A 19,852-nucleotide genomic window follows, 5' to 3' on the forward strand; every position below is an offset into this window, starting at 1 on the left:
GCCGAAAGGCAATTAAGGAACATTTTACCATCAGGCCAGTCAGTCCACCGTTCGGGGGACATCTTCCTTCGATCCAGGGGTGGTTGATTTGTTGACGGGACCTAATCATTTGTACATTAGTACAAATAGGCCGGCGGACCTTGTGACCGTCTCCGGGGGCTGAGCGCGTTGCAGCCTTGCTCCCGATGATGCGATCCGGTCGGCGGATCGCCAGCTGTGCCCTGGAGGAAAGCCATGCAGCCCGAACCGATCCTCGATCTCGCTCATCTCGGCCATATGGAGCTGCTGACGCCCAAGCCCGATGAGAGCCTGAAATTCTTCGTTGACGTCATGGGCATGACCGTCAGCGGCCAGAAGGGCGAGTCGGTTTACTTGCGCGGCTGGGACGATTACGAGCGCTATTCGCTCAAGCTGACGGCGTCGAAGACCTCGGGCATGGAGCACATGGCGCTGCGCGCGCGCAGCCAGCAGGCGCTGGAGCGCCGCGTCGCCGCGCTGAAGGGCTCCGGCTTCGATATCGGCTGGATCGACGGCGACATGGGGCAGGGGCCGACCTTCCGCTGCCGCGACCCCGACGGCCACATCGTCGAGCTCTATTACGAGACCGAATGGTATCAGGCACCGCCCGAGCTGAAGCCGGCGCTGAAGAACCAGGCGCAGCGCTTCCCCGCGCGCGGCGTCAATGTCCGCCGCCTCGATCATCTCAACTGCCTCGCCGTCGACATCAAGGCCAACCGCGAGTTCTTCGAGAATTACCTCGGCTGCCGGCTCACCGAGCAGATCGTGCTCAACGACGGGCGGGAAGCGGCGATGTGGCTGACGATGTCGAACAAGAGCTACGACTTCGCCTATTCGCTCGACCATTCAGGCGTGCCCGGCCGCTTCCACCACGTCACCTACGCGCTTGACAGCCGCGAGGAAATTCTGCGCGCTGCCGACATCTTCCTGGAGAACGGCATCCACATCGAGACCGGCCCGCACAAGCACGCGATCCAGCAGACCTTCTTCCTCTACGTCTACGAGCCCGGAGGCAACCGTGTCGAAGTCGCCAATGCCGGCGCCCGCCTGATCCTGGCGCCGGACTGGAAGCCGATCGTGTGGACCGAGGAGGAGCGCAAGAAGGGCCAGGCGTGGGGGCTGAAGACGATCGAGTCCTTCCACACCCACGGCACGCCGCCGGTGGAAGTGAAGAAGCACGCTTAGTGGATTGAGCCGCGCACCCTCGCGATCGTCTCGCGCACGCCGGTCCACGCCGGCTTGTCCGGCGCGAACTGGCCGCGCAGGAAGCTGACGAGTTCCTCCACCTGCGCGTCGCTCATGCTGTTCCTGAACGCCGGCATGTAGCCGAGGTCGCTCGACACCGGCTCGGCGATACCGTGCAGGATCACCTGCACGAGATTGTCCGACGTTGCGCTGTGCAGATTGCTGTTGAGCGCGAGCGAGGGCCGGCTGCCGAACAGTGGAAGGCCGCCGACTTCGTGGCAGACCGCGCAGGCGCCTTGATAGAGGCGTGCGCCGGTGGAGGAGGCGATGGTAACCTGCGTCTTGCTCTCCAGCTTCGCGGCGAGCACCTCCGGCGCATCGGCTGCGGCGTCGTTGAACGAGTTGAGATAGACCGCCATCGCGCGGATATCCTGGTCGGGCAGGGCCTTGAGATCCCTGACAACAGGCGCCATCGGGCCGGCGGCGACCCCGTGATAGCGCGAATGGCCGGTGCGCAAATAGGCGAACAGCTCGTCCTCGCTCCACGGGATCGGCGCGTGCGAGAGCGAGGTCAGCGGCGGCGCTTCCCAGCCTTCGGCGAAGCCTCCGGCGAGATAGGCCTTGCGTTGCTCGGCGCCGAGCGCGTTGCGCGGCGAGTGGCAGCCGCTGCAATGGCCGAGGCCCTCGACGAGATAGGCGCCGCGATTCCAGGCCTCGGACTTGGTGGGGTCGGGCTTGAATTCCTTTGCCTGGTGGAAGAGCGCATTCCAACCCGCGAGCAGCGGGCGCAGGTTAAACGGGAAGGCGAGCGTGTTCGCCGGCGCCGTCGCGCGCACTGCAGGCTGCGCCATCAGATAGGCATAGAGCGCCTGAAGGTCGGCTTCGTTTGTCTTGGCGAAGTGTGTGTAGGGAAAGGCGGGATAGAGCTGCCGCCCGTCGCGATGCAAGCCGTCGCGCATTGCGCGCTCGAAGGCGGGATAGGACCAGGCACCGATGCCGGTCTCGACGTCGGGGGTGATATTGGTTGAATAGATCGTGCCGAATGGCGTCTCCAATGCGCGGCCGCCGGCATTGAGTACGCTGTCGATATTGGTGTGGCACTCCGCGCAATTGCCGAGCGCAGCAAGCTGCTCTCCCCGTGCGATCGTCGCGGCGGAATAGACCGATGCGTCGGGCCGGGCGATCGGCGCAATCGCGCGCCCCGGCAGCAGCGCCGCGGCAATGCCGATCGCGGCAGTGCAGACCGCGGCAATCGTCGCGACAATGCCGGCGCGTTTGGCGAAGGGAGTCTCCCAGATGCGCGACGGCGGCGGCGCGGCGGGCGCGGGCAGGGCCTGCGGCACGGGCGATGTTTCACCGTGCAATCCCCTCAGGATGCGTTCGGGCGTAAAGGGCGGCTCGCGAAAGCGCACACCGGTGGCATCGAAGATCGCATTCGCTATCGCCGCCGCACTCGGGACCGAAGCGGACTCGCCGACGCCGAGCGGTGGCTGGTCCTGACGTGGCAGCATCAGCACGTCGATCTTGGGCACGTCGGGGAAAGGGATGATCGGATAGGCGCCCCATTCGCGCGCCGCCACCGCGCCGCGCTCGAACGAGACTTCCTCCATCAGCGCGCGGCTGGTGGACTGGATGACGTTGCCGTGGATCTGGTGGCGTACGCCGTCCGGATTGATCATCAATCCGGAATCCTGTCCCGCAACCACGCGCGTCACGCTGACATCGCCAGTCGATTTGTTCACCGCGACGTCGGCAATCCACGCCGACCACGCCGCGCCGTAGCCGGGAAACTTGCTGTGGACGTAGAGCGCATAGGCAAAGCCGCGCCCGTGCACGACCTCGCCGTCCTTCTCTTCGCGCACCGGCCTCGGCGCCCAGCCCGCGCGCTCGGCCACGGCATTGACGAGATCGACGGCGCGCTGGTCCTTGAGGTAGCGCAGGCGGTATTCGATCGGATCGACGCCGGCCTCGGTTGCGGCTTCATCGATGTAGGATTCGTGCGCAAAGGTGTTCGGCAGCGCGGAGACACCGCGGAACCAGGAGGCGCGCACGATCGGCGGCATGTCATGGGCGACGACGCGCATGTGGTCGTAATCGTAGGGCGGGATCGCGGTGCGGTCGCCCATCTGCAGCACGGCAGGTTCGGATGGAATGCGACCGGTGAGCAGCAGGGCCAGCGTGAGCGCGGCATTCGAGGGATAACGCGTGGCGAGATCATACGCCGCGATACCGCCGTCCGCATCCAGACCGCCATTGACGTCGATGAGCTGCGCGGTGCCCTTGGGCTCCCAGGCGTGCTCCTGCTCGCGCGTCAACTGAACCCTCACGGGGCGGCCGACCGCGCGTGAGAGGAGCACCGCGTCGGCGGTGACGTCGTCGGCGCAGTTGCGGCCGTAGCAGCCGGCCGCCTCCAGCCGGATCACCTCGATCTCGCTCTCGGGACGCTCGATCAGCAGCGCGAGGTCGCTGCGCAGCACGTGCGGATTTTGCGTGCCCGACCAGACCCGGATATTGCCGTCCTGAAAATCCGCGACGGCGCAGGATGGGCCGATCGAGGCGTGCATCTGATACGGCCACACGTAAGTGCGCTGCATCGGCTTGGCCGCACCTGCTATCGCCGCATCGACGTCACCCTTGTCGATCAGCGTGCGCGGCGTCGATGGATTGGCGCGCAGCGCGGTCTCGATGTCTGCGAGATCGGTGAGGGTAGGCGTAGGCTTCCAGCTCACCTTGAGCTGCTCCGCCGCGCGGATCGCGTTCTCTTCGCGCTCGGCGACGACACCGACGAAGTCGCCGATGCGCACCACGGCGACAAGTCCGGGAATGTCGCGCACTGAGGATTCGTCGACCGCGATCAGGCTGGTGCCGACGAACGGACCGGCATCGACGCCGGCATAGGGCGGGCGCACCACGCGGCCGTGCAGCATGCCGGGGACGCGGATATCGTGAACGAAAGTCAGCTCGCCCGTGGCCTTGGCGGGCAGGTCGACGCGCGGCATCGACTGGCCGACGATGGCATAATCGCCGACCGCCTTGACGGTGACGTCGTCGGCCAGCTCCAGGCGGATCGTCTCGTCGCCGATCAATTCGCCGTAGCTGATGCTGCGATTGTCGTGCCCGCGCACGAGGCCGTCTTCGATCCTGAGATCGGCCGCCGGCAGCTCCAGCCGCTCGGCCGCGCGCGCGATCAGGAAGTGACGGGCTTGCGCCGCGGCCTTGCGCAGGGGCACGGCCGTGATCTGGATGGTCTCGCTCGCGATCGTCGCGCCCTGATTGGGCACCACCGCAGTGTCGCCGAGCACCACGACGACGCGCGCAAAGGACACGTCCAGCTCCTCGGCGACGATCTGGCCGAGCGCGGTACGGATGCCGGTGCCGAGATCGACATGGCCGTTATAGGCGCTGACCGAGCCATCCGCGGTGATGCGGATGAAAGTCTCGGACGTGAGCTCGTCCACGGTGCGGACGACGACGAGCGAACCGGATTGGCGCTCAGATCCATCAGGGGCAGGGGAGGCCATCAATCAACGGCCTCGGTGAGTTGGCCGGAAGCGCGCATCACGGCGCGCAGGATTTCGACATGTGTGCCGCAGCGGCAGAGATTGTAGCGGAGCGCCGCCAGCGCCTCCTGCTCGGTCGGGCGCGGGTTGATCGCGAGCAGCGCCTTGGTGGTCATGATCATGCCGTTGAGGCAATAGCCGCATTGCGCGGCCTGCTCGTCGATGAAGGCCTGCTGCACGAGGTCAGGCTTGTCGCGCGTGCCGAGCCCTTCGAGCGTCACGATGTCGCGGCCGGCGCAGCCACCGACGGGAATCACGCAGGAGCGGGCTGCGGCCCCGTCGATCAGGACAGTGCAGGTGCCGCATTCGCCGAGGCCGCATCCATATTTCGGGCCGTTGAGCGCGAGATCGTTGCGCAGCACGTAGAGCAGCGGCGTCTCCGGCGCTGCAGCGACCTCGTGGATCCCCCCGTTCACGGTGAGGCGGATCGGTGTCTGCGTCATCCTCGTTTCCAAGCGCTCGGCCAGTAATGGCGAAAATCTACGTCGCGACGATACCGTTTGTACACAAACGTGCAAGCCATGCATGCCGCACTGCAGCGCGACTGCCTTCTTTGTGGACAGGGCGGATAGGCAAATGAGGTTTTATGCAGCAGCAGCATCTTTTGCGCTGCACCGCCGCTTGACAGCCATCCGGGGCGCGCGCACCATCGTTCGTATACGAATGATAACCGCGGTCTCGCTGGCTCTGACATGGTGATGGAAACGACGAGCGCTGCTATCGACAAGATCCGCTGCGATGCTTGTCCGGTGATGTGCTACATCAAGCCGGGCGCGGCGGGCGCCTGCGATCGCTACGCCAACCACGACGGCAAGCTCGTCCGCGTCGATCCGCATGTGATCCTGGAGCGCACGGTCTCGCATGGCGGCAAGCTGGTCCCGTTCAGCCGCACCGAAGACTGGGACGGCAAGATCGTCCACGAACCTTCCACCTTCGTGACGGCGATCGGCGCGGGCACGACCTATCCCGACTACAAGCCGGCGCCGTTCATCGTCTCGGCGGAGGTCGACGGCGTCGACATGGTGACTGTGGTCACCGAGGGCATCTTCTCCTATTGCGGCATCAAGGTGAAGATCGACACCGATCGCTATCTCGGGCCGGAGACCGCGACAGTCCGCGCGCAGGGCGAGGCGGTCGGCCACGTCACCACCAGCGAATACGGCTCGCAGATGCTGTCGCTCGGCGGCGTGCATCATCTGACCGGCGGCTCCAAGAAGGAGGGCCGCGTCACCTGCGACACGCTGATGGATCTCGCCAATTGCAAGGCGGTCGAGCTGACCATCGACGGCGGCGCGAGCGTCGTGGTCCAGGCCGGCCAGCCGCCGATCGTCAACGGCATGAAAGAAGAGCGCATGCGCGTCGGCTGCGGCTCGGCGACGATCGGCATGTTTGCCAAGCAATGGCACGGCAAGGTCGACGAAGTCGTCGTGGTCGACGATCACATCACCGGCGTGCTCTCGGAGCATCAGGCCGGCAAGCTGCTCGACATCGCCGACACCGGCATCAAGATGAAGGGCCGCCGCTCGACGCCAGGCCGCTATTTCCAGGTCGCCGATCCCGGCACGGGGTGGGGTGGCACCAACATTTCCGATCCGCTCGCGATCCTCGGGCCGTTCGACGCCAAGGAAGCAAAACCGGGTCTCTCGATGCTGATGGTCTCCACGACCGGCGAGCATTCGTCTTATTACGTGCTCGACGGGGCCCTGAAGCCAGTCGAGACCGAGATGCCTGACGACCTTAAGTTCTCGGTCGAGCGTATCCAGGAGAATTGCGAGCCGGCGCTGTGCACGGTGCTGTTCATGGCCGGTGCCGGCGGCTCGCTGCGCGCCGGTGTCACCGACAATCCGGTGCGGCTGACGCGCTCGGTGAAGGACGCGCTGACGCGCGTCACCAGTGGCGGCGCGCCGGTCTATGTCTGGCCGGGCGGCGGCATCACCTACATGGTCGACGTGACGCAGATGCCGGCGGGCGCGTTCGGCTACGTGCCGACGCCGGCGCTGGTTGCGCCGATCGAGTTCACGATGAAGCTGTCCGACTATGCCGCGCTCGGCGGGCACATGGACTATGTGAAGCCGCTCTCCGAGGTGCAGAGCGGCGACGATGTCCGCCAGCTGCCCTGGCAGAACCCGATCCCGGGACCGCGGGCATGACAAGGCTCCCGCAAATCGCATTGCTGTCTGATGGCCGGCGGCTGCATTTGCAGGATGGGCCGATCGATCTGGTCGTTGAGGCGAGGGGGCGCACGGACGATGTACGTGCGGCCTATGAGGCGGCCGCGCGCCGCTTCACCGGACTGCTCGACGAACTCTGCGCGGAGCTGCCGGAACTGCGGACGGCCGCCGGGAAGCGCACTTCGCTGAGGGGCGTGGTGGCGCGCCGGATGCACGCAGCGGTCGCGCCTTACGCCTCCGATTGCTTCATCACGCCGATGGCGGCTGTTGCCGGTAGCGTGGCTGAGGAGATTCTGGGCGCCATGCTGGGCGCTGCGACGCTGGATCAGGCCTATGTCAACAATGGTGGCGACATCGCGCTCCATCTCGGCAAGGGCGAGCATTTTTCGGTCGGCCTGATGGACCGACCCGATCGCGCTGGCGTGATGCGAACGATGAGGGTGGATGCGGATGACCCCGTGCGGGGCATCGCGACCAGCGGACGCCACGGCCGCAGTTTTTCGTTCGGCATTGCCGACGCCGTGACGGTGCTGGCGGCAACGGCGTCGCAGGCCGATGCGGCGGCGACGGTCATAGCCAATGCCGTCGACCTGCCCGGGCATCCCGCCATCATCCGAACGCCTGCAAACAAGCTTCAGCCCGACAGCGATCTCGGCTCGCGCCTCGTCACCCGCGACGTCGGCGAGTTGTCGCAGGACGAGGTCGGGACAACGCTCGAATCTGGCGCGGAATGTGCACGCCAATTGTTCGATCGCGGATTGATCGAGGGTGCCGTCTTGCAGCTTTGTGGTGATATGCTTGTCATCGGAGCTAAGGATATAGAAGAGCAACGAACGCGCCCGCATCTGCCGGAGAACGCCGTCTGTGCCTGAACAGGGAAGTGAAACATGAGCGCGATCATCCGCAAGATCGTCACCGTCGTCGAAGAGACGCAGATGGAGATGGGCCGCCAGGTCTCGCCGCCGACCCGGCGCGCGGCTGCGATCGCCGTGATCGAAAATCCCTTTGCCGGACAATATGTCGAGGACCTCTCGCCGCTGATCGCGATCGGGGAAGAGCTCGGTGAGCTCTTGTCGAAGCGCGCCGTGGCGGCGCTCGGCATCGATGGCGCGAAGGCGCAGAGCTACGGCAAGGCTGCCGCTGTCGGCGAGAACGGCGAGCTGGAGCATGCCGCCGCGATCCTCCACCCCAAGATGGGCGCGCCGGTGCGGAAAGTGCTGAGCAAGGGCGCGGCGCTGATCCCGTCGTCGAAGAAGCGCAGCGGCCCGGGCACGACGCTCGACATCCCGCTTGGGCACAAGGATGCCGCGTTCGTGCGCAGCCATTTCGACGGCATGGAGGTGCAGATCAACGATGCGCCGCGCGCCAACGAGATCATGGTCGCGGTCGCCGTCACGGACAGCGGCCGTCCGCTGCCGCGCGTCGGCGGTCTTACCGTTGCGGAAGTGAAGGGCGAGGACGGTCTGAGATAGGGCTCGAAGCGGGAGGCGGGCACAGCCTCTCCGATGAGATCAGGCAGAAGACGTAAAGAGTTCAAAACTGGAGGTTGGGATGCGAGCAAGAAATTACTTCGTCGGCGCGGCCTTTGCGCTTCTGGCGGGCGGCATGGCTCATTCGGCCCTGGCGCAGGACATCAAGATCGGCGAGATCAACAGCTATTCGCTGCTGCCGGCGTTCACCGAACCCTATCGCAAGGGCTGGCAGCTCGCGGTCGAAGAGATCAACGCGGCCGGCGGTATCAATGGCAAGAAGCTGGTCGTGATCTCGAAGGACGACGGCGGCAAGCCGGCGGACGCGCAGACTGCGGCGAATGAGCTGGTGTCGAGCGAGGGCGTCGCGATGCTGACGGGTACGTTCCTGTCGAACATCGGCCTCGCCGTCAGCGACTTCGCCAACCAGAAGAAGGTGTTTTTCCTCGCGGCCGAGCCGCTGACCGATGCCGTCACCTGGTCGAAGGGCAACAAATACACTTTCCGCCTGCGCCCTTCCAACTACATGCAAGCGGCGATGCTGGTGGAAGCAGCCGCCAAGCTGCCCGCCAAGCGCTGGGCGACGATCGCGCCGAACTATGAATACGGCCAGTCCGCGGTTGCCGTGTTCAAGAAGTTGATGTCGGAGAAGCGCCCTGACATCCAGTGGGTCGACGAGCAGTGGCCGCCGCAGGGCAAGATCGACGCGGGTCCGGTGGTGCAGGCTGTTGCCGCCGCCAATCCCGAAGCGATCCTCAACGTCACCTTCGGCGCCGACCTCGTCAAGCTCGTGCGCGAAGGCAACACCCGCGGCCTGTTCAAGGGGCGCGAGGTTGTCTCGTTCCTGACCGGCGAGCCGGAATATCTCGATCCGCTCAAGGACGAGACGCCCGAGGGCTGGATCGTCACCGGTTACCCCTGGTACTCGATCAAGACGCCCGAGCACGACGCGTTCCTGAAGGCGTACCAGGCCAAGTACAACGACTATCCGCGCCTCGGCTCGATCGTTGGCTACCAGACCATCAAGGCGGCCGCCGCGATCCTGGCGAAGGCGGGCTCGACTGATCCGGAGAAGCTGATCACCGCGGCAGAGGGGCTGTCGATGCCCTCGCCATTCGGCGAGATCACCTTCCGCAAGATCGACCATCAGTCGACGCTCGGTGCCTTTGTCGGCAAGACCGCGCTGAAGGACGGCAAGGGCGTGATGGTGGATTCGTCCTACAAGAAGGGCTCGGACTATCTGCCCAGCGATGCCGAAGTCGAGAAGCTGCGTCCGAAGGATTGATCCCCGCTGCCGTAGGGTGGGTTAGCCCTGCAGATGCGCAAAGCGTATCTGCTCGGCGTAACCCACCTCTTTCGGTGCCACACGAGAAAAGGTGGTGGGTTACGCTGCGCTAACCCACCCTACGAGTTCCCCGAACCCGGACCGCCGATGGCCTTTTACGTCGTACAGTTTCTGACCGGTCTCGCCAGCGCGGCGTCGCTGTTCCTGGTGGCCTCGGGCCTGTCGATCATCTTCGGCGTGACGCGGATCGTGAATTTCGCGCATGGCGCCTTCTACATGATCGGCGCCTACATTGCCTTCACGCTGACGGAGCGCCTGTCGGGCGCATTTGGCTTCTGGGGCAGTATCGTGCTGGCCGCGATTGCCGTGGCGATGATCGGTGTGCTGGTCGAGATGGTGCTGCTCCGCCGCATCTATCACGCCCCCGAGCTGTTCCAGCTGCTTGCGACCTTCGGCCTGACCTTGATGGTCGAGGATCTCGTCGTCCTGATTTGGGGGCCCGACGATCTCGTCGGCCGTCGTGCGCCCGGATTCAAGGGGGCCATCGATTTCTTCGGCCAGAACATCCCGAGCTACGATCTGTTCCTGATCGTGCTCGGGCCCGTCGTGCTCGGCATTCTCTGGCTGCTGTTCCAGCGCACGCGCTGGGGCGTCCTGGTACGCGCGGCGACGCAGGACCGCGACATGGTCGCAGCGCTCGGCGTCAATCAGAAATGGCTGTTTACGTCGGTGTTCGCGGTCGGCGTCTTCCTCGCCGCGCTGGGCGGCGCGCTTCAGATCCCGCGGGATGCCGTGCATCACGCGATGGATCTGCGCATCATCGTCGAAGTCTTCGTCGTGGTCGTGATCGGCGGCCTCGGCAGCATCGTCGGCGCGTTCGTCGCGGCGGTGCTGGTCTCCGAGCTCAATGCCTTCGGCATCCTGATCTTCCCCAAGATTTCCATCATCCTGGTCTTCCTGGTGATGGCGGTGGTGCTGATCGTGCGACCCTGGGGTCTGTTCGGCAAACCGGAGGCGCCGGCGCGCAAGACGCCCGGTCTCACCGTCAATCCCTGGCGCCCGCTGACGTCGAACGAGCGGCTTGCAGCGCTTGCCGCGCTCGTGATCGCAGCGACGCTGCCGCTGTTCGCCGGCAACTATGCGCTGACCGTCGGCTCGGAGATCGCGATCTTCGTCATCTTTGCCGTCAGCCTCCACTTCCTGATGTCGGTCGGCGGGCTCGCGTCCTTCGGCCATGCCGCCTATTTCGGGCTCGGTGCCTACGGCGTCGCCTTCCTCGCCAAGATGGCGGGGTTGCCGATGATCGTGTGCCTGCTGCTCGGGCCGCTGCTCGGCTGCATGGGCGCGGCCGTGTTCGGCTTCTTCGCCGTGCAGCTCTCCGGCGTCTACTTTGCGATGCTGACGCTCGCTTTCGCGCAGATCGTGTGGTCGATCGCATTCCAGTGGGTGAGCGTCACCGGCGGTGACAACGGCATCTTGGGCGTTTGGCCGGAAAAATGGGCGGCTAGCCCGTCGCACTTCTATTGGCTGGCGCTCGGCGTTGCGGCGCTGGTGACCATCGCACTGCGGGCCATGGTATTCTCGCCATTCGGCTACGCGCTCCGCGCCACGCGCGACTCGCTCCTGCGTACGGAGGCGATCGGCATCAATGCCAAGCGCATCCAGTGGACCGCCTTCGTGATCGCAGGCACGACCGCCGGCATCGGCGGCGCGCTGTTCGCCTACCTCAAGGGCAGCGTCTTCCCTGACAATCTCGGCATCTCGCTCTCGGTCGATGCGCTGGTGATGGTGCTGCTCGGCGGTGTCGAGACGGTGTCCGGCGCGGTGATCGGCGCCATCGTCTACAAGGCCTTGAACATCTGGCTGGTCAGCCAGACCGATTTGTCGAAACTCGTGCTCGGCGGTTTCATCGTTCTGATCGTCGTCGTCTTCCCCAAGGGCATTGTCGGCATGCTGGAGATGCTGGCGCAGCGTCGCAGGAAGGCGTCGCCGCCGGGATCACCTCTGCTCGCCAAGCCGATCGAGTCTGCCGAATGAGTGTTGCACCCCCACTTCTTGCGGTCGAAGGTCTGACCAAATCCTATGGCGGCATCCATGCCGTGCGCGGCGTCGCGTTCTCGCTGCGCGCCGGCGAGATTTTGGCGCTGATCGGGCCGAACGGCGCCGGCAAGAGCACCTGCTTCGACATGCTCAACGGCCAGAACAAGCCTGATACCGGGCAAGTCCGTCTGCTCGGCGAAGAGACCACCGGGAAGAAGCCGCGCGAGATCTGGCGCATGGGTGTCGGGCGTACCTTCCAGATTACCGCGACCTTCGCCACCATGACCGTGCGCGAGAACGTGCAGGTTGCGCTGATCTCGCACGGGAGGCAGCTGTTCAATCTGTTCGGCTCGGCGCCGAAGTTCGACCGCGGCGAGGCCGGCCGTCTGCTCGAGCTGGTCGGCATGGGCGGCTATGCCGATCGCCCCTGTGGTGAGCTTGCCTATGGCGACCTCAAGCGGCTCGAGCTTGCGGTGGCGCTCGCCAACCAGCCCAAGCTGCTGTTGATGGACGAGCCGACCGCCGGCATGGCGCCGCGCGAACGCGTCGACCTGATGCGGCTGACCGCGAGCATCGCGCGGGAGAAATCGATCGGCGTGCTCTTCACCGAGCACGACATGGACGTGGTGTTCGAGCATGCCGACCGCATCATCGTGCTGAATCGAGGGACGCTGATCGCCGAGGGCACGCCGGCCGAGGTGCGCGGCAATCCGCAGGTGCAGGCGGTCTATCTCGGCGAGGGCCTGGTCTACGATGCCCGCCATCGCGACGGAGCATCAATATGAAGCTCACCGTCGAGGGCCTCAACAGCCATTATGGCCCGGCGCATATCCTGTTCGACATCGGCTTCGAGGTCGGCGAGGGCGAGGTGGTTGCGCTGCTCGGGCGCAACGGTGCCGGCAAGTCGACGACGTTTCGCTCGATCGTCGGCCTGGTCGCGCAACGAACCGGCCGCATCATGTTCGAGGGCAAGGACGTCTCGGCCAAGCCGACCCACGAGATCGTGCGCGAGGGGCTCGGCTATGTGCCGGAGGAGCGCCGGATATTCACCGACCTGACCGTCGAGGAGAATCTCGAAGTGGGCAGGCAGCCCAAGCGTCCGAACGCGCCGCATTGGACACGCGAAAAGCTGTTCGCGCTGTTTCCAAATCTCGGCGAGATGAAGAACCGTCCCGGCGGGCGCATGAGCGGCGGCGAGCAGCAGATGCTGACGATTGCGCGGACGCTGATGGGCAATCCGTCGCTGGTGCTGCTGGACGAGCCCTCGGAAGGTCTGTCGCCGAAGATCGTGGAGCAGATGGTCGACGCCATCCTGACCATGAAGAAGGAGGGCGTCAGCATCGTCGTCTCCGAGCAGAATCTGCATTTCGCGCGGCTGATTTCGGATCGCGCCTACATCATCGAGCGCGGCCGCATCTGCTTCGGCGGCACCATGGCCGAGCTCGATGCGCGTCCGGATATCCGCGACGCGCATCTGTCGTTGTGAACGCAAAGGGAGGGGCAGCGAGCGGATGGCGAGAAGCGTCACGGCCAAGAAGAGCGTCAAACCGGGAAAACCGCCTTACGTGCTCGACGAGCAGGTCGGTTTCATCCTGCGCCAGGTCTGGCAGCGCCACAGCTCGATCTTCTCCCGCGATATCGGCACCAATCTGACGCCGACGCAGTGGGCGGCATTGTCGAAACTCGCCGAGACCGGGCCGTGCTCGCAAAACCAGCTCGGCCGGCTGACGGCGATGGACGTCGCGACCATCAAGGGCGTGATCGATCGGCTCACGGCGCGCGGGTTGACCGAGACCAGCCAGGATCCCGAGGACGGTCGGCGGCTCCTTGTCAGCCTGACGCGCGCCGGTCAGCAGCTTTCGGAGAAGGTCGCGCCGAACGCGCTGGCCATCACCCGCGAGACGCTGGCGCCGCTCGAGCCCAGGGAGCGCGAGATGCTGATGGCGTTGTTGAACAAGCTGCGGTGAGGGTGCCGTAGACGGTCTCGTAGAGTGGGCAAAGGCGCGAAGCGCCGTGCCCACCACTTCTCAATGGTGGGCACGCTTCGCTTTGCCCACCTACGGCAGTTGAACAAGGTGCGAGGACTGGCGACTAATCTCGATGGAGGGTCTGTCGAGGTCTTTATTCATGAGAGTCGCCACGAGATTTGTAATGCTCCTCACTCTCGGTGCGGCGCTGGCGGGCAGCGCGCCTGCCTTTGCCGCGCAGCCCTACGAAGGCTTCTGGGCGTCTACCAAAAAGGACTGCCGCGACGACGACAGCCCCAACCGCATGAGCATCGAGGGCGGCAACCGCCTCTACTGGTACGAGACGCGCTGCCGCGCCGGCGAGATCACCGCCGACGGAAAGCTCGGCTGGAAGATGAAGCTCGCCTGCGAAGGCGAGGGCGAGAAGTTTCGGTCCAATCCCCGGGTCTCCATCGCAACCGACGGCAAGCTGGTGATGGACAACGGACCGGTCGGGCAGGCTAAGCGCCAGACCTATGTGCGTTGTGAGATCGCGAACAAGCGCTGATCTCGAACGCTTATGTCTTGCCCGGCCATTTGGCGCGGTAGCGGATTTCGCTGCCGTCGGCGAGCCGCCGCCAGGTCCCGAACTCCGGCGTATGCGGCGCCCGGGCCGTCAAGTCGATCGGGTAGATTCGGCTCGGCTGGCCCTCGATATTGACGGCGAGCTGCCGGTGCGAGGTTCGAAACGCGAGCTCGACGTCGCCTGCGATGACGGGCTGGTCGCCGTCACGATAGAAGGCGGCCGGGGTCACTTCGCCCGGCATCGTGTTGAGGTCGGTCTGCAATTCGATGGTGATGCCCTGGGCTGATGTCGGCACCGTGACCCCGGCCGGAAAACGCACCTCGAATACGAGCAGGGGATTGCCGCCGTTCCGGTTGAGCCAGGGCGTCGCCGTCGCATAGGCGTAGGCGATGTAGATGCCGATCCCGGCGACGCAGAGCAGGACGACGACGCCGAGAGACTTCAGGCTGTTGCGCCCGACGCTGCCATTGCCTGCGTCCTCGCCTGAACGCGTCACCAGCCAGTTGGCAAACACCGCGCCGGCGATCGCGCCGATGGGGGAGTAGACGAACAGTCCCAACAGACCCGAGGTGATCGGGTCCGCGCGGTTGCCGAATTCGAACAGGGAAAACAGCACAAAGATCGCGACATAGCCCGCCACCGCGCCAGCAACGCCGAGGGCTATTCGCGATGAGTTCTTCATGTTTTCCTCGATGGTCCAGCAATCAAATGCCGCCACCGGGGGCTGCCTGCGTTAGACGCAGCAGGTCGCAGACTTGTTCAACGCCATCGAGGGAGGTGCGGAGCAGTGTGCCGCTCCGGCTGCGTCACTTCGCCACCACCTCCGGCACCTTGCCCGCCGGCGGGGTGTTGCGGCTGCGCTGGGTGCGCACGATGCCGTCGATGATGGTCATGCCGATGCCCGGGAGGTCGCCGAGCTGGACGCTCTCCAGGATGTTCTTGCCGGGCGAGTGCTGGGCCTTGTCCATGATGACGAAGTCGGCGGATCGCCCCACTTCAATGAGGCCGCAATCGAGTTCGCGCATCCGGGCGGTGTTGCCGGTGGCGAGACAAAAGGCGATCTCGGCCGGCAGCTCGCCGAGCGAGGACAGCATCGAGACCATGCGCAAAATGCCGAGCGGCTGCACGCCGGAGCCGGCGGGCGCGTCGGTGCCGAGGATGACCCGGTGCAGATCACCCATCTCGCGCGCGGTGCGCAGCGTGAACAGAGCGGAGCGCTCATTGCCGTTATGCACCAGCTCGAGACCGCGCTTGCAGCCCTCGCAGATGCAGCGGATCTGGTCGTCGGGAAGGGCGGTGTGGCCGCCATTGATGTGGCCGACCACGTCGGTGTCGGCCTCCAGCACGACGTCCTTGTCGATCAGGCCGGAGCCGGGGATCGAGGGGCCGCCGGTGTGGATGGTGCTCTGGATGCCGTATTTGCGTGCCCAGCCGACCATCTTGCGTGCGGTGGGACCGTCCTTGACGCCGCCGAGGCCGACCTCGCCGAGCAGCTTGACGCCGGCGGAGGCCAGCTCCTTGAAGTCCTCCTCGACCATCTCGCATTCGATCACCGGCGCGCCGGCGTGAACCTTCACGCCGCCCGGACGCAAGGTCCAGAACGCGCGCTGGGCGAAGATGGCCATCGCCTTCAGGCCGACGACGTCGCGGGGGCGGCCCGGCATGTGAACCTCGCCGGCCGAGATCATGGTGGTGACGCCGCCATGCAGATAGCTGTCGATCCAGTTGATCTGGTTCTGTCGCGGCGTCCAGTCGCCCGCAACGGGGTGGACGTGGCTGTCGATCAGGCCCGGCGCCACCGTGGTGCCCTGGGCGTCGACAATGGTGGTCGCGCCTTCGATGTCGACGTCCTTGAAGCGGCCGATCGCGGTGATCTTGCCGTTCTCGGCGACGATCGTGTCGCCATCCAGGATCGGCTTTTCCAGGGCGCCGGACAGGATCAGGCCGATGTTCCGGATCACGAGCTTCGAGGGTCCGGCGGCCTGGGGTGCGTCATGCGCCATGGAAGGGGCTCCTTATTCCTAACTGCAACGCTTTCGATCTTGGGCAGCCTTGACCGCGGGATCAAGCAGGATTATTCATTAGTATACGAATGATCGTGTACAAACGACGCATAGCTGCCCGCCTCGGAACCGCATTGGACGCGACAGGGAAGGTGAGATGAGCAATTTCAATCAGGAAAGTGTTTTGAGCGTCCACCACTGGACCGATACGCTGTTCTCCTTCAAGACCACCCGCAGCCCGACCTTCCGCTTCCGCAACGGCGAATTCACCATGATCGGGCTCAAGGTCGGCGAGAAGCCGCTGCTGCGGGCCTACAGCGTCGCCAGCGCCAATTACGAGGACACGCTCGAGTTCTTCTCGATCAAGGTGCCGGACGGTCCGCTGACCTCGCGGCTCCAGCATTTGAGGGAAGGCGACGAGATCATCGTCAGCCGCAAGGCCACGGGCACGCTGGTGATCGACAATTTGGAGGAGGGGCGCAACCTCTACCTCATCGGCACCGGCACGGGTCTTGCGCCGTTCCTGAGCGTGATCAAGGACCCCGAAACCTACGAGCGGTTCGAGAAGGTCGTGCTGCTGCACGGCTGCCGGCACGTCAAGGAGCTCGCCTATGGCGAGATGATCACCGAGACGCTGCCGAAGGACGAACTGATCGGCGAGTACATTCAGAATCAGCTGATCTACTATCCGACCGTGACGCGCGATCCCTTCCGCAACCGCGGCCGCATCACCGACCTCATCACCACGGGCAAGCTGTTCGCCGATATTGACCTGCCGGCGCTGGAGGCTGCCCACGACCGCGTCATGATTTGCGGCAGCCCGGCACTGGTCGCTGATACGCGCGTGCTCCTGGGAGAGCGCGGCTTTGTCGAGGGCAATCACGGCGAGCCGGCCCAATTCGTGGTCGAAAAGGCCTTTGCCGAGCGATAACGCGCAATTTTTGCTTGAGAAGACCGCATTTTCGCCGCGTCGGGCCCGTTGCGGCGCCGATTCGGCGCTTGATACACTGTGGGAACGAATCAGCGGAGTTCCCACATGGTTGCGGACAGCGACAGCAACATCGCCTGGCACCGGGTCCAGTTGAAGAAGAACCGCGCCGAGTTGAAGGCGCTGGAGACCGCGCGCTTCACGATGGGTGAGATCGCCTCCTCGAAGCGGAACGGCCAGACCCAGAAGGCGACCGCGGAACTCAAGCGCAAGATCGCCCAGTCCGAGCGCGTGATCGCCGATCACGACAAGCGCACGCGCCGTCCGCTCGGCACCGACATGCAGAGCCTCAGCAACGGCAGCTGGAGCCATTGGGACGCCTATACCAACCAGCAGCAGCGCAAGACCGGCCAGCGCTCGCCCGGGCGTGGATAGGTCTTCGTCTCCTCGCGCCAGTTCCGACCCTTGCGCGTTGGCCCGCCCATACCATTTGGGTGAGACGCCAACAATCACTCCGGTGATCCCATGACAGCGCGCCTCGATTTCACAAGCGAGGCCTTCTTTCGTGATCCGCCCAAGGCGATCGCGGCGTTGCGCATGTCCGGTCCTCTCGTCGCGACGCGATTTCCCCTGGTCGGCAATGTCTGGATCACCACGACCCATGACGCGACGGCACAGGTGCTGAAAGACGGCGCCACCTTCACGCTGCGCAAAGAGGATGGCGACGTCGCGAGTCTGCGCTGGTGGATGCCGAGCTTCGTCAGGACCATCGCCAACAACATGCTGACGATGGACGAGCCAGATCACACGAGGCTCCGCAGCATCGTGGACGAGGCCTTTCGCCGTCGTGCCATCGTCGCGATGGAGCCGCGCATCCGTGCCATTGCCGACGGCTTGGCCGACGAGCTGTTCGCGGAGGGACGGCCAGCAGATCTGGTCCAGCGCTACGCGCGCATCCTGCCGCTCGCAGTGATCTCCGAGCTTCTGGGATTGCCTCTGGCCGACCGGCCCAAATTCATCGCCTGGGGCAACGCGATGTCCTCGCTGACGAATGTCGTCAGCTTCTTTCGATTGCTGTGGGCCTTTCGCAAGATGCGGGCCTACCTCGAGCAGCAATTGCAGGCCGCGCGCGTGCAGGGCGGTGAAGGCCTGATCGCCGAACTGGTCCAGGTCGAGCGCGAGGGTGCTCAGATCACGCCGGATGAAATGGTCTCGATGGTGTTTCTGCTGCTTGCAGCCGGCTCCGAGACGACCACGCATCTCATCAGCGGTTCCGCCTACGAGCTGCTCAGGAATCCCGGCCTTCGCGATTGGCTGGAACAGGACTGGAGCCGCGCTGGGCTTGCGGTGGAAGAGTTCTTGCGTTTCGTCTCTCCGGTGCAATTTTCAAAACCGCGCTATGTGCGGCGGGACGTCGAGGTCGAAGGCGTGCGTTTGAGGAAGGGCGACCGTGTCATGGTGATGCTCGCCGCCGCAAACATGGATCCGGCGATGCATGATCGTCCCGAAAGCCTCGATCTCGAGCGCAAGCCGAACCGTCACCTCTCGTTCGGGACAGGAATCCATTTCTGCCTCGGCCATCAGCTGGCGCGCATCGAGGCGGCCTGCGCGCTGGAAGCGCTGTTCGTGCGCTGGCCGAAACTTGGTCTGGCCGTCGATCCCTCGCAGATCCATTGGCGCAAGCGGCCGGGGATTCGCATGATTGCGAAGCTTCCTGTCACGGCCGCGGTCCACGGAACATTTACCGCTGCGGCGCCGGCGATGGCTGATCGTTCTCCCGTTCGGGCGGAGTGAGGCTCTCTCTTCGGCAAATCGTCGCTGACCATGATCTGCTCGGAACAGCCTGTGGCGCTTGCTGTTGTCCACCGGGACCTGATGGCATGCGAAGGAACAGTTGCGTGTCCAGGGATTCCCATCTCTCAGAGAGGTTGGATCATGACCAGCAAAATGCCGAATGTTCCGCCGGACAATCAGAGCCGGAAGGGAACTGGCGACACTAAGCAAACGTCGGCCGATCAGACTCCGCGCGGCCAGCAGCGCGCGGAAAATCCGGACCAACAGGGCCAACAAGGCAACATCAAGCAGAACACGACCAATCAGGGACACCAGCAAGACCGTTGAGGAGGCGACATTCATGTCGACATCCACCAAGACACCCAGCAGCATTCGTCAGGGCGGCCCCGGGGCATCGCATGAGAACGCGAAGGCGCCGCTGGAGGTGAAGAAGCCGCCTGCGGACGATGAACAGCGAAGCCACAGCCGCGTCTCCGGTGGTGGAGGCGAGCAGGATTCCCATCACCGCCACGATGCGGCCGGCAAGGGCGGCGGCAGATAGACCACAGCGGCCGCCGCGACCGACGCCGGTGCAACGGGAGTACCGAGCTTTCAACGGGCGATCACTGCAAGAGGAGAGACTGATGCCAAGTGGGCACGGCAGCAAGACGCACTTCAGATCCGGCATGCATGGCAAGGGCGACGGCACCGGTGCATTGACCGAAGTGCCCAAGGACAAGATCGGCGATAACATGGTCCTGTCCAACCGCGACAAGGCCCAGCATTCGGACATTCGCGGCATGGACGGCAAGTCCATTCAGACCGAACAGTATCAGGATCATGCAGCCAACCGGCTCGACGAGACGCCGGAGACTGACGAGACCTGAG

General features: G+C 64.9%; 20 protein-coding genes. 16 read left to right on the plus strand and 4 right to left on the minus strand.

The annotated features are described in order from the left end of the window. Positions 1 to 234 precede the first annotated feature (234 nt). A complete protein-coding gene (locus XI04_RS06820) occupies positions 235 to 1,203 on the plus strand; it encodes a catechol 2,3-dioxygenase (RefSeq protein WP_028145244.1) in 969 nt (322 codons plus the stop codon). On the opposite strand, the gene XI04_RS06825 is transcribed toward XI04_RS06820, so the two are convergent. After that, positions 1,200 to 4,724 (minus strand): molybdopterin cofactor-binding domain-containing protein, encoded by a 3,525-nt coding sequence (locus XI04_RS06825; RefSeq protein ID WP_271608258.1) that lies wholly within the window; start codon positions 4,722 to 4,724, stop codon positions 1,200 to 1,202. The two genes, XI04_RS06820 and XI04_RS06825, sit on opposite strands and share 4 nt — an antisense overlap. Next, the gene (locus XI04_RS06830) at positions 4,724 to 5,206 is read right to left on the minus strand and encodes a (2Fe-2S)-binding protein (protein WP_028145242.1); all 483 of its coding nucleotides are present in this window, start codon (positions 5,204 to 5,206) and stop codon (positions 4,724 to 4,726) included. The genes XI04_RS06825 and XI04_RS06830 overlap by 1 nt, the downstream gene beginning before the upstream one ends. 249 nt (positions 5,207 to 5,455) lie before the next feature. On the opposite strand from XI04_RS06830, the gene XI04_RS06835 reads away from it, so the two are divergent. From XI04_RS06835 to XI04_RS06875, 9 genes are all read left to right on the plus strand, one after another. After that, on the plus strand, positions 5,456 to 6,913 hold the full coding sequence (locus tag XI04_RS06835) for a hypothetical protein (RefSeq protein WP_028145241.1): 1,458 nt from the start codon (positions 5,456 to 5,458) through the stop codon (positions 6,911 to 6,913). After that, on the plus strand, positions 6,910 to 7,806 hold the full coding sequence (locus tag XI04_RS06840) for a UPF0280 family protein (protein ID WP_212477110.1): 897 nt from the start codon (positions 6,910 to 6,912) through the stop codon (positions 7,804 to 7,806). Before XI04_RS06835 ends, XI04_RS06840 begins: the two co-directional genes overlap by 4 nt. A 15-nt stretch (positions 7,807 to 7,821) precedes the next feature. Continuing rightward, positions 7,822 to 8,406, plus strand: coding sequence for an amino acid synthesis family protein (locus XI04_RS06845; RefSeq protein WP_018320970.1), 585 nt, complete (start codon positions 7,822 to 7,824; stop codon positions 8,404 to 8,406). A 79-nt stretch (positions 8,407 to 8,485) separates the two neighbouring features. Continuing rightward, complete coding sequence (locus XI04_RS06850) at positions 8,486 to 9,688, plus strand: ABC transporter substrate-binding protein (protein ID WP_028145239.1); 1,203 nt, start codon at positions 8,486 to 8,488, stop codon at positions 9,686 to 9,688. Positions 9,689 to 9,835: 147 nt separating this feature from the next. Continuing rightward, on the plus strand, positions 9,836 to 11,725 hold the full coding sequence (locus XI04_RS06855) for an ABC transporter permease (protein ID WP_028145238.1): 1,890 nt from the start codon (positions 9,836 to 9,838) through the stop codon (positions 11,723 to 11,725). Next, complete coding sequence (locus XI04_RS06860) at positions 11,722 to 12,513, plus strand: ABC transporter ATP-binding protein (protein WP_028145237.1); 792 nt, start codon at positions 11,722 to 11,724, stop codon at positions 12,511 to 12,513. Before XI04_RS06855 ends, XI04_RS06860 begins: the two co-directional genes overlap by 4 nt. Continuing rightward, positions 12,510 to 13,214: an ABC transporter ATP-binding protein gene (locus tag XI04_RS06865; protein WP_028145236.1), complete on the plus strand. Its 705-nt coding sequence runs from the start codon at positions 12,510 to 12,512 to the stop codon at positions 13,212 to 13,214. Before XI04_RS06860 ends, XI04_RS06865 begins: the two co-directional genes overlap by 4 nt. 25 nt (positions 13,215 to 13,239) lie before the next feature. After that, positions 13,240 to 13,695 (plus strand): MarR family winged helix-turn-helix transcriptional regulator, encoded by a 456-nt coding sequence (locus XI04_RS06870; protein ID WP_028145235.1) that lies wholly within the window; start codon positions 13,240 to 13,242, stop codon positions 13,693 to 13,695. 160 nt (positions 13,696 to 13,855) lie between these two features. Then, positions 13,856 to 14,242 carry a hypothetical protein gene (locus XI04_RS06875; RefSeq protein ID WP_028145234.1) on the plus strand — a complete coding sequence of 129 codons (387 nt, stop codon included), beginning with the start codon at positions 13,856 to 13,858 and terminating at the stop codon, positions 14,240 to 14,242. A 10-nt stretch (positions 14,243 to 14,252) separates the two neighbouring features. On the opposite strand, the gene XI04_RS06880 is transcribed toward XI04_RS06875, so the two are convergent. Both XI04_RS06880 and XI04_RS06885 read right to left on the minus strand, forming a co-directional pair. Next, positions 14,253 to 14,942, minus strand: coding sequence for a hypothetical protein (locus XI04_RS06880; protein ID WP_028145233.1), 690 nt, complete (start codon positions 14,940 to 14,942; stop codon positions 14,253 to 14,255). A gap of 124 nt (positions 14,943 to 15,066) precedes the next feature. Continuing rightward, positions 15,067 to 16,263, minus strand: a complete 1,197-nt coding sequence (locus XI04_RS06885) for an amidohydrolase family protein (protein ID WP_028145232.1) — start codon at positions 16,261 to 16,263, stop codon at positions 15,067 to 15,069. Positions 16,264 to 16,420: 157 nt separating this feature from the next. Between XI04_RS06885 and XI04_RS06890 the strand changes: the two genes are divergently transcribed. From XI04_RS06890 to XI04_RS06915, 6 genes are all read left to right on the plus strand, one after another. Beyond that, complete coding sequence (locus tag XI04_RS06890) at positions 16,421 to 17,194, plus strand: ferredoxin--NADP reductase (protein WP_028145231.1); 774 nt, start codon at positions 16,421 to 16,423, stop codon at positions 17,192 to 17,194. Positions 17,195 to 17,299: 105 nt separating this feature from the next. Continuing rightward, a complete protein-coding gene (locus XI04_RS06895) occupies positions 17,300 to 17,626 on the plus strand; it encodes a hypothetical protein (RefSeq protein ID WP_028145230.1) in 327 nt (108 codons plus the stop codon). Positions 17,627 to 17,716: 90 nt separating this feature from the next. Next, complete coding sequence (locus XI04_RS06900; RefSeq protein WP_028145229.1) at positions 17,717 to 18,985, plus strand: cytochrome P450; 1,269 nt, start codon at positions 17,717 to 17,719, stop codon at positions 18,983 to 18,985. 141 nt (positions 18,986 to 19,126) lie between these two features. Next, positions 19,127 to 19,312 (plus strand): hypothetical protein, encoded by a 186-nt coding sequence (locus tag XI04_RS06905; protein WP_028145228.1) that lies wholly within the window; start codon positions 19,127 to 19,129, stop codon positions 19,310 to 19,312. 13 nt (positions 19,313 to 19,325) lie between these two features. Then, positions 19,326 to 19,526, plus strand: a complete 201-nt coding sequence (locus tag XI04_RS06910) for a hypothetical protein (RefSeq protein WP_028145227.1) — start codon at positions 19,326 to 19,328, stop codon at positions 19,524 to 19,526. 82 nt (positions 19,527 to 19,608) lie between these two features. Beyond that, the gene (locus XI04_RS06915) at positions 19,609 to 19,851 is read left to right on the plus strand and encodes a hypothetical protein (protein ID WP_028145226.1); all 243 of its coding nucleotides are present in this window, start codon (positions 19,609 to 19,611) and stop codon (positions 19,849 to 19,851) included. Position 19,852 lies beyond the last annotated feature (1 nt).

It is taken from the genome of Bradyrhizobium sp. CCBAU 11430, assembly GCF_028128855.1.
In the GTDB taxonomy this organism is placed as follows: Bacteria; Pseudomonadota; Alphaproteobacteria; order Rhizobiales; family Xanthobacteraceae; genus Bradyrhizobium; species Bradyrhizobium ottawaense.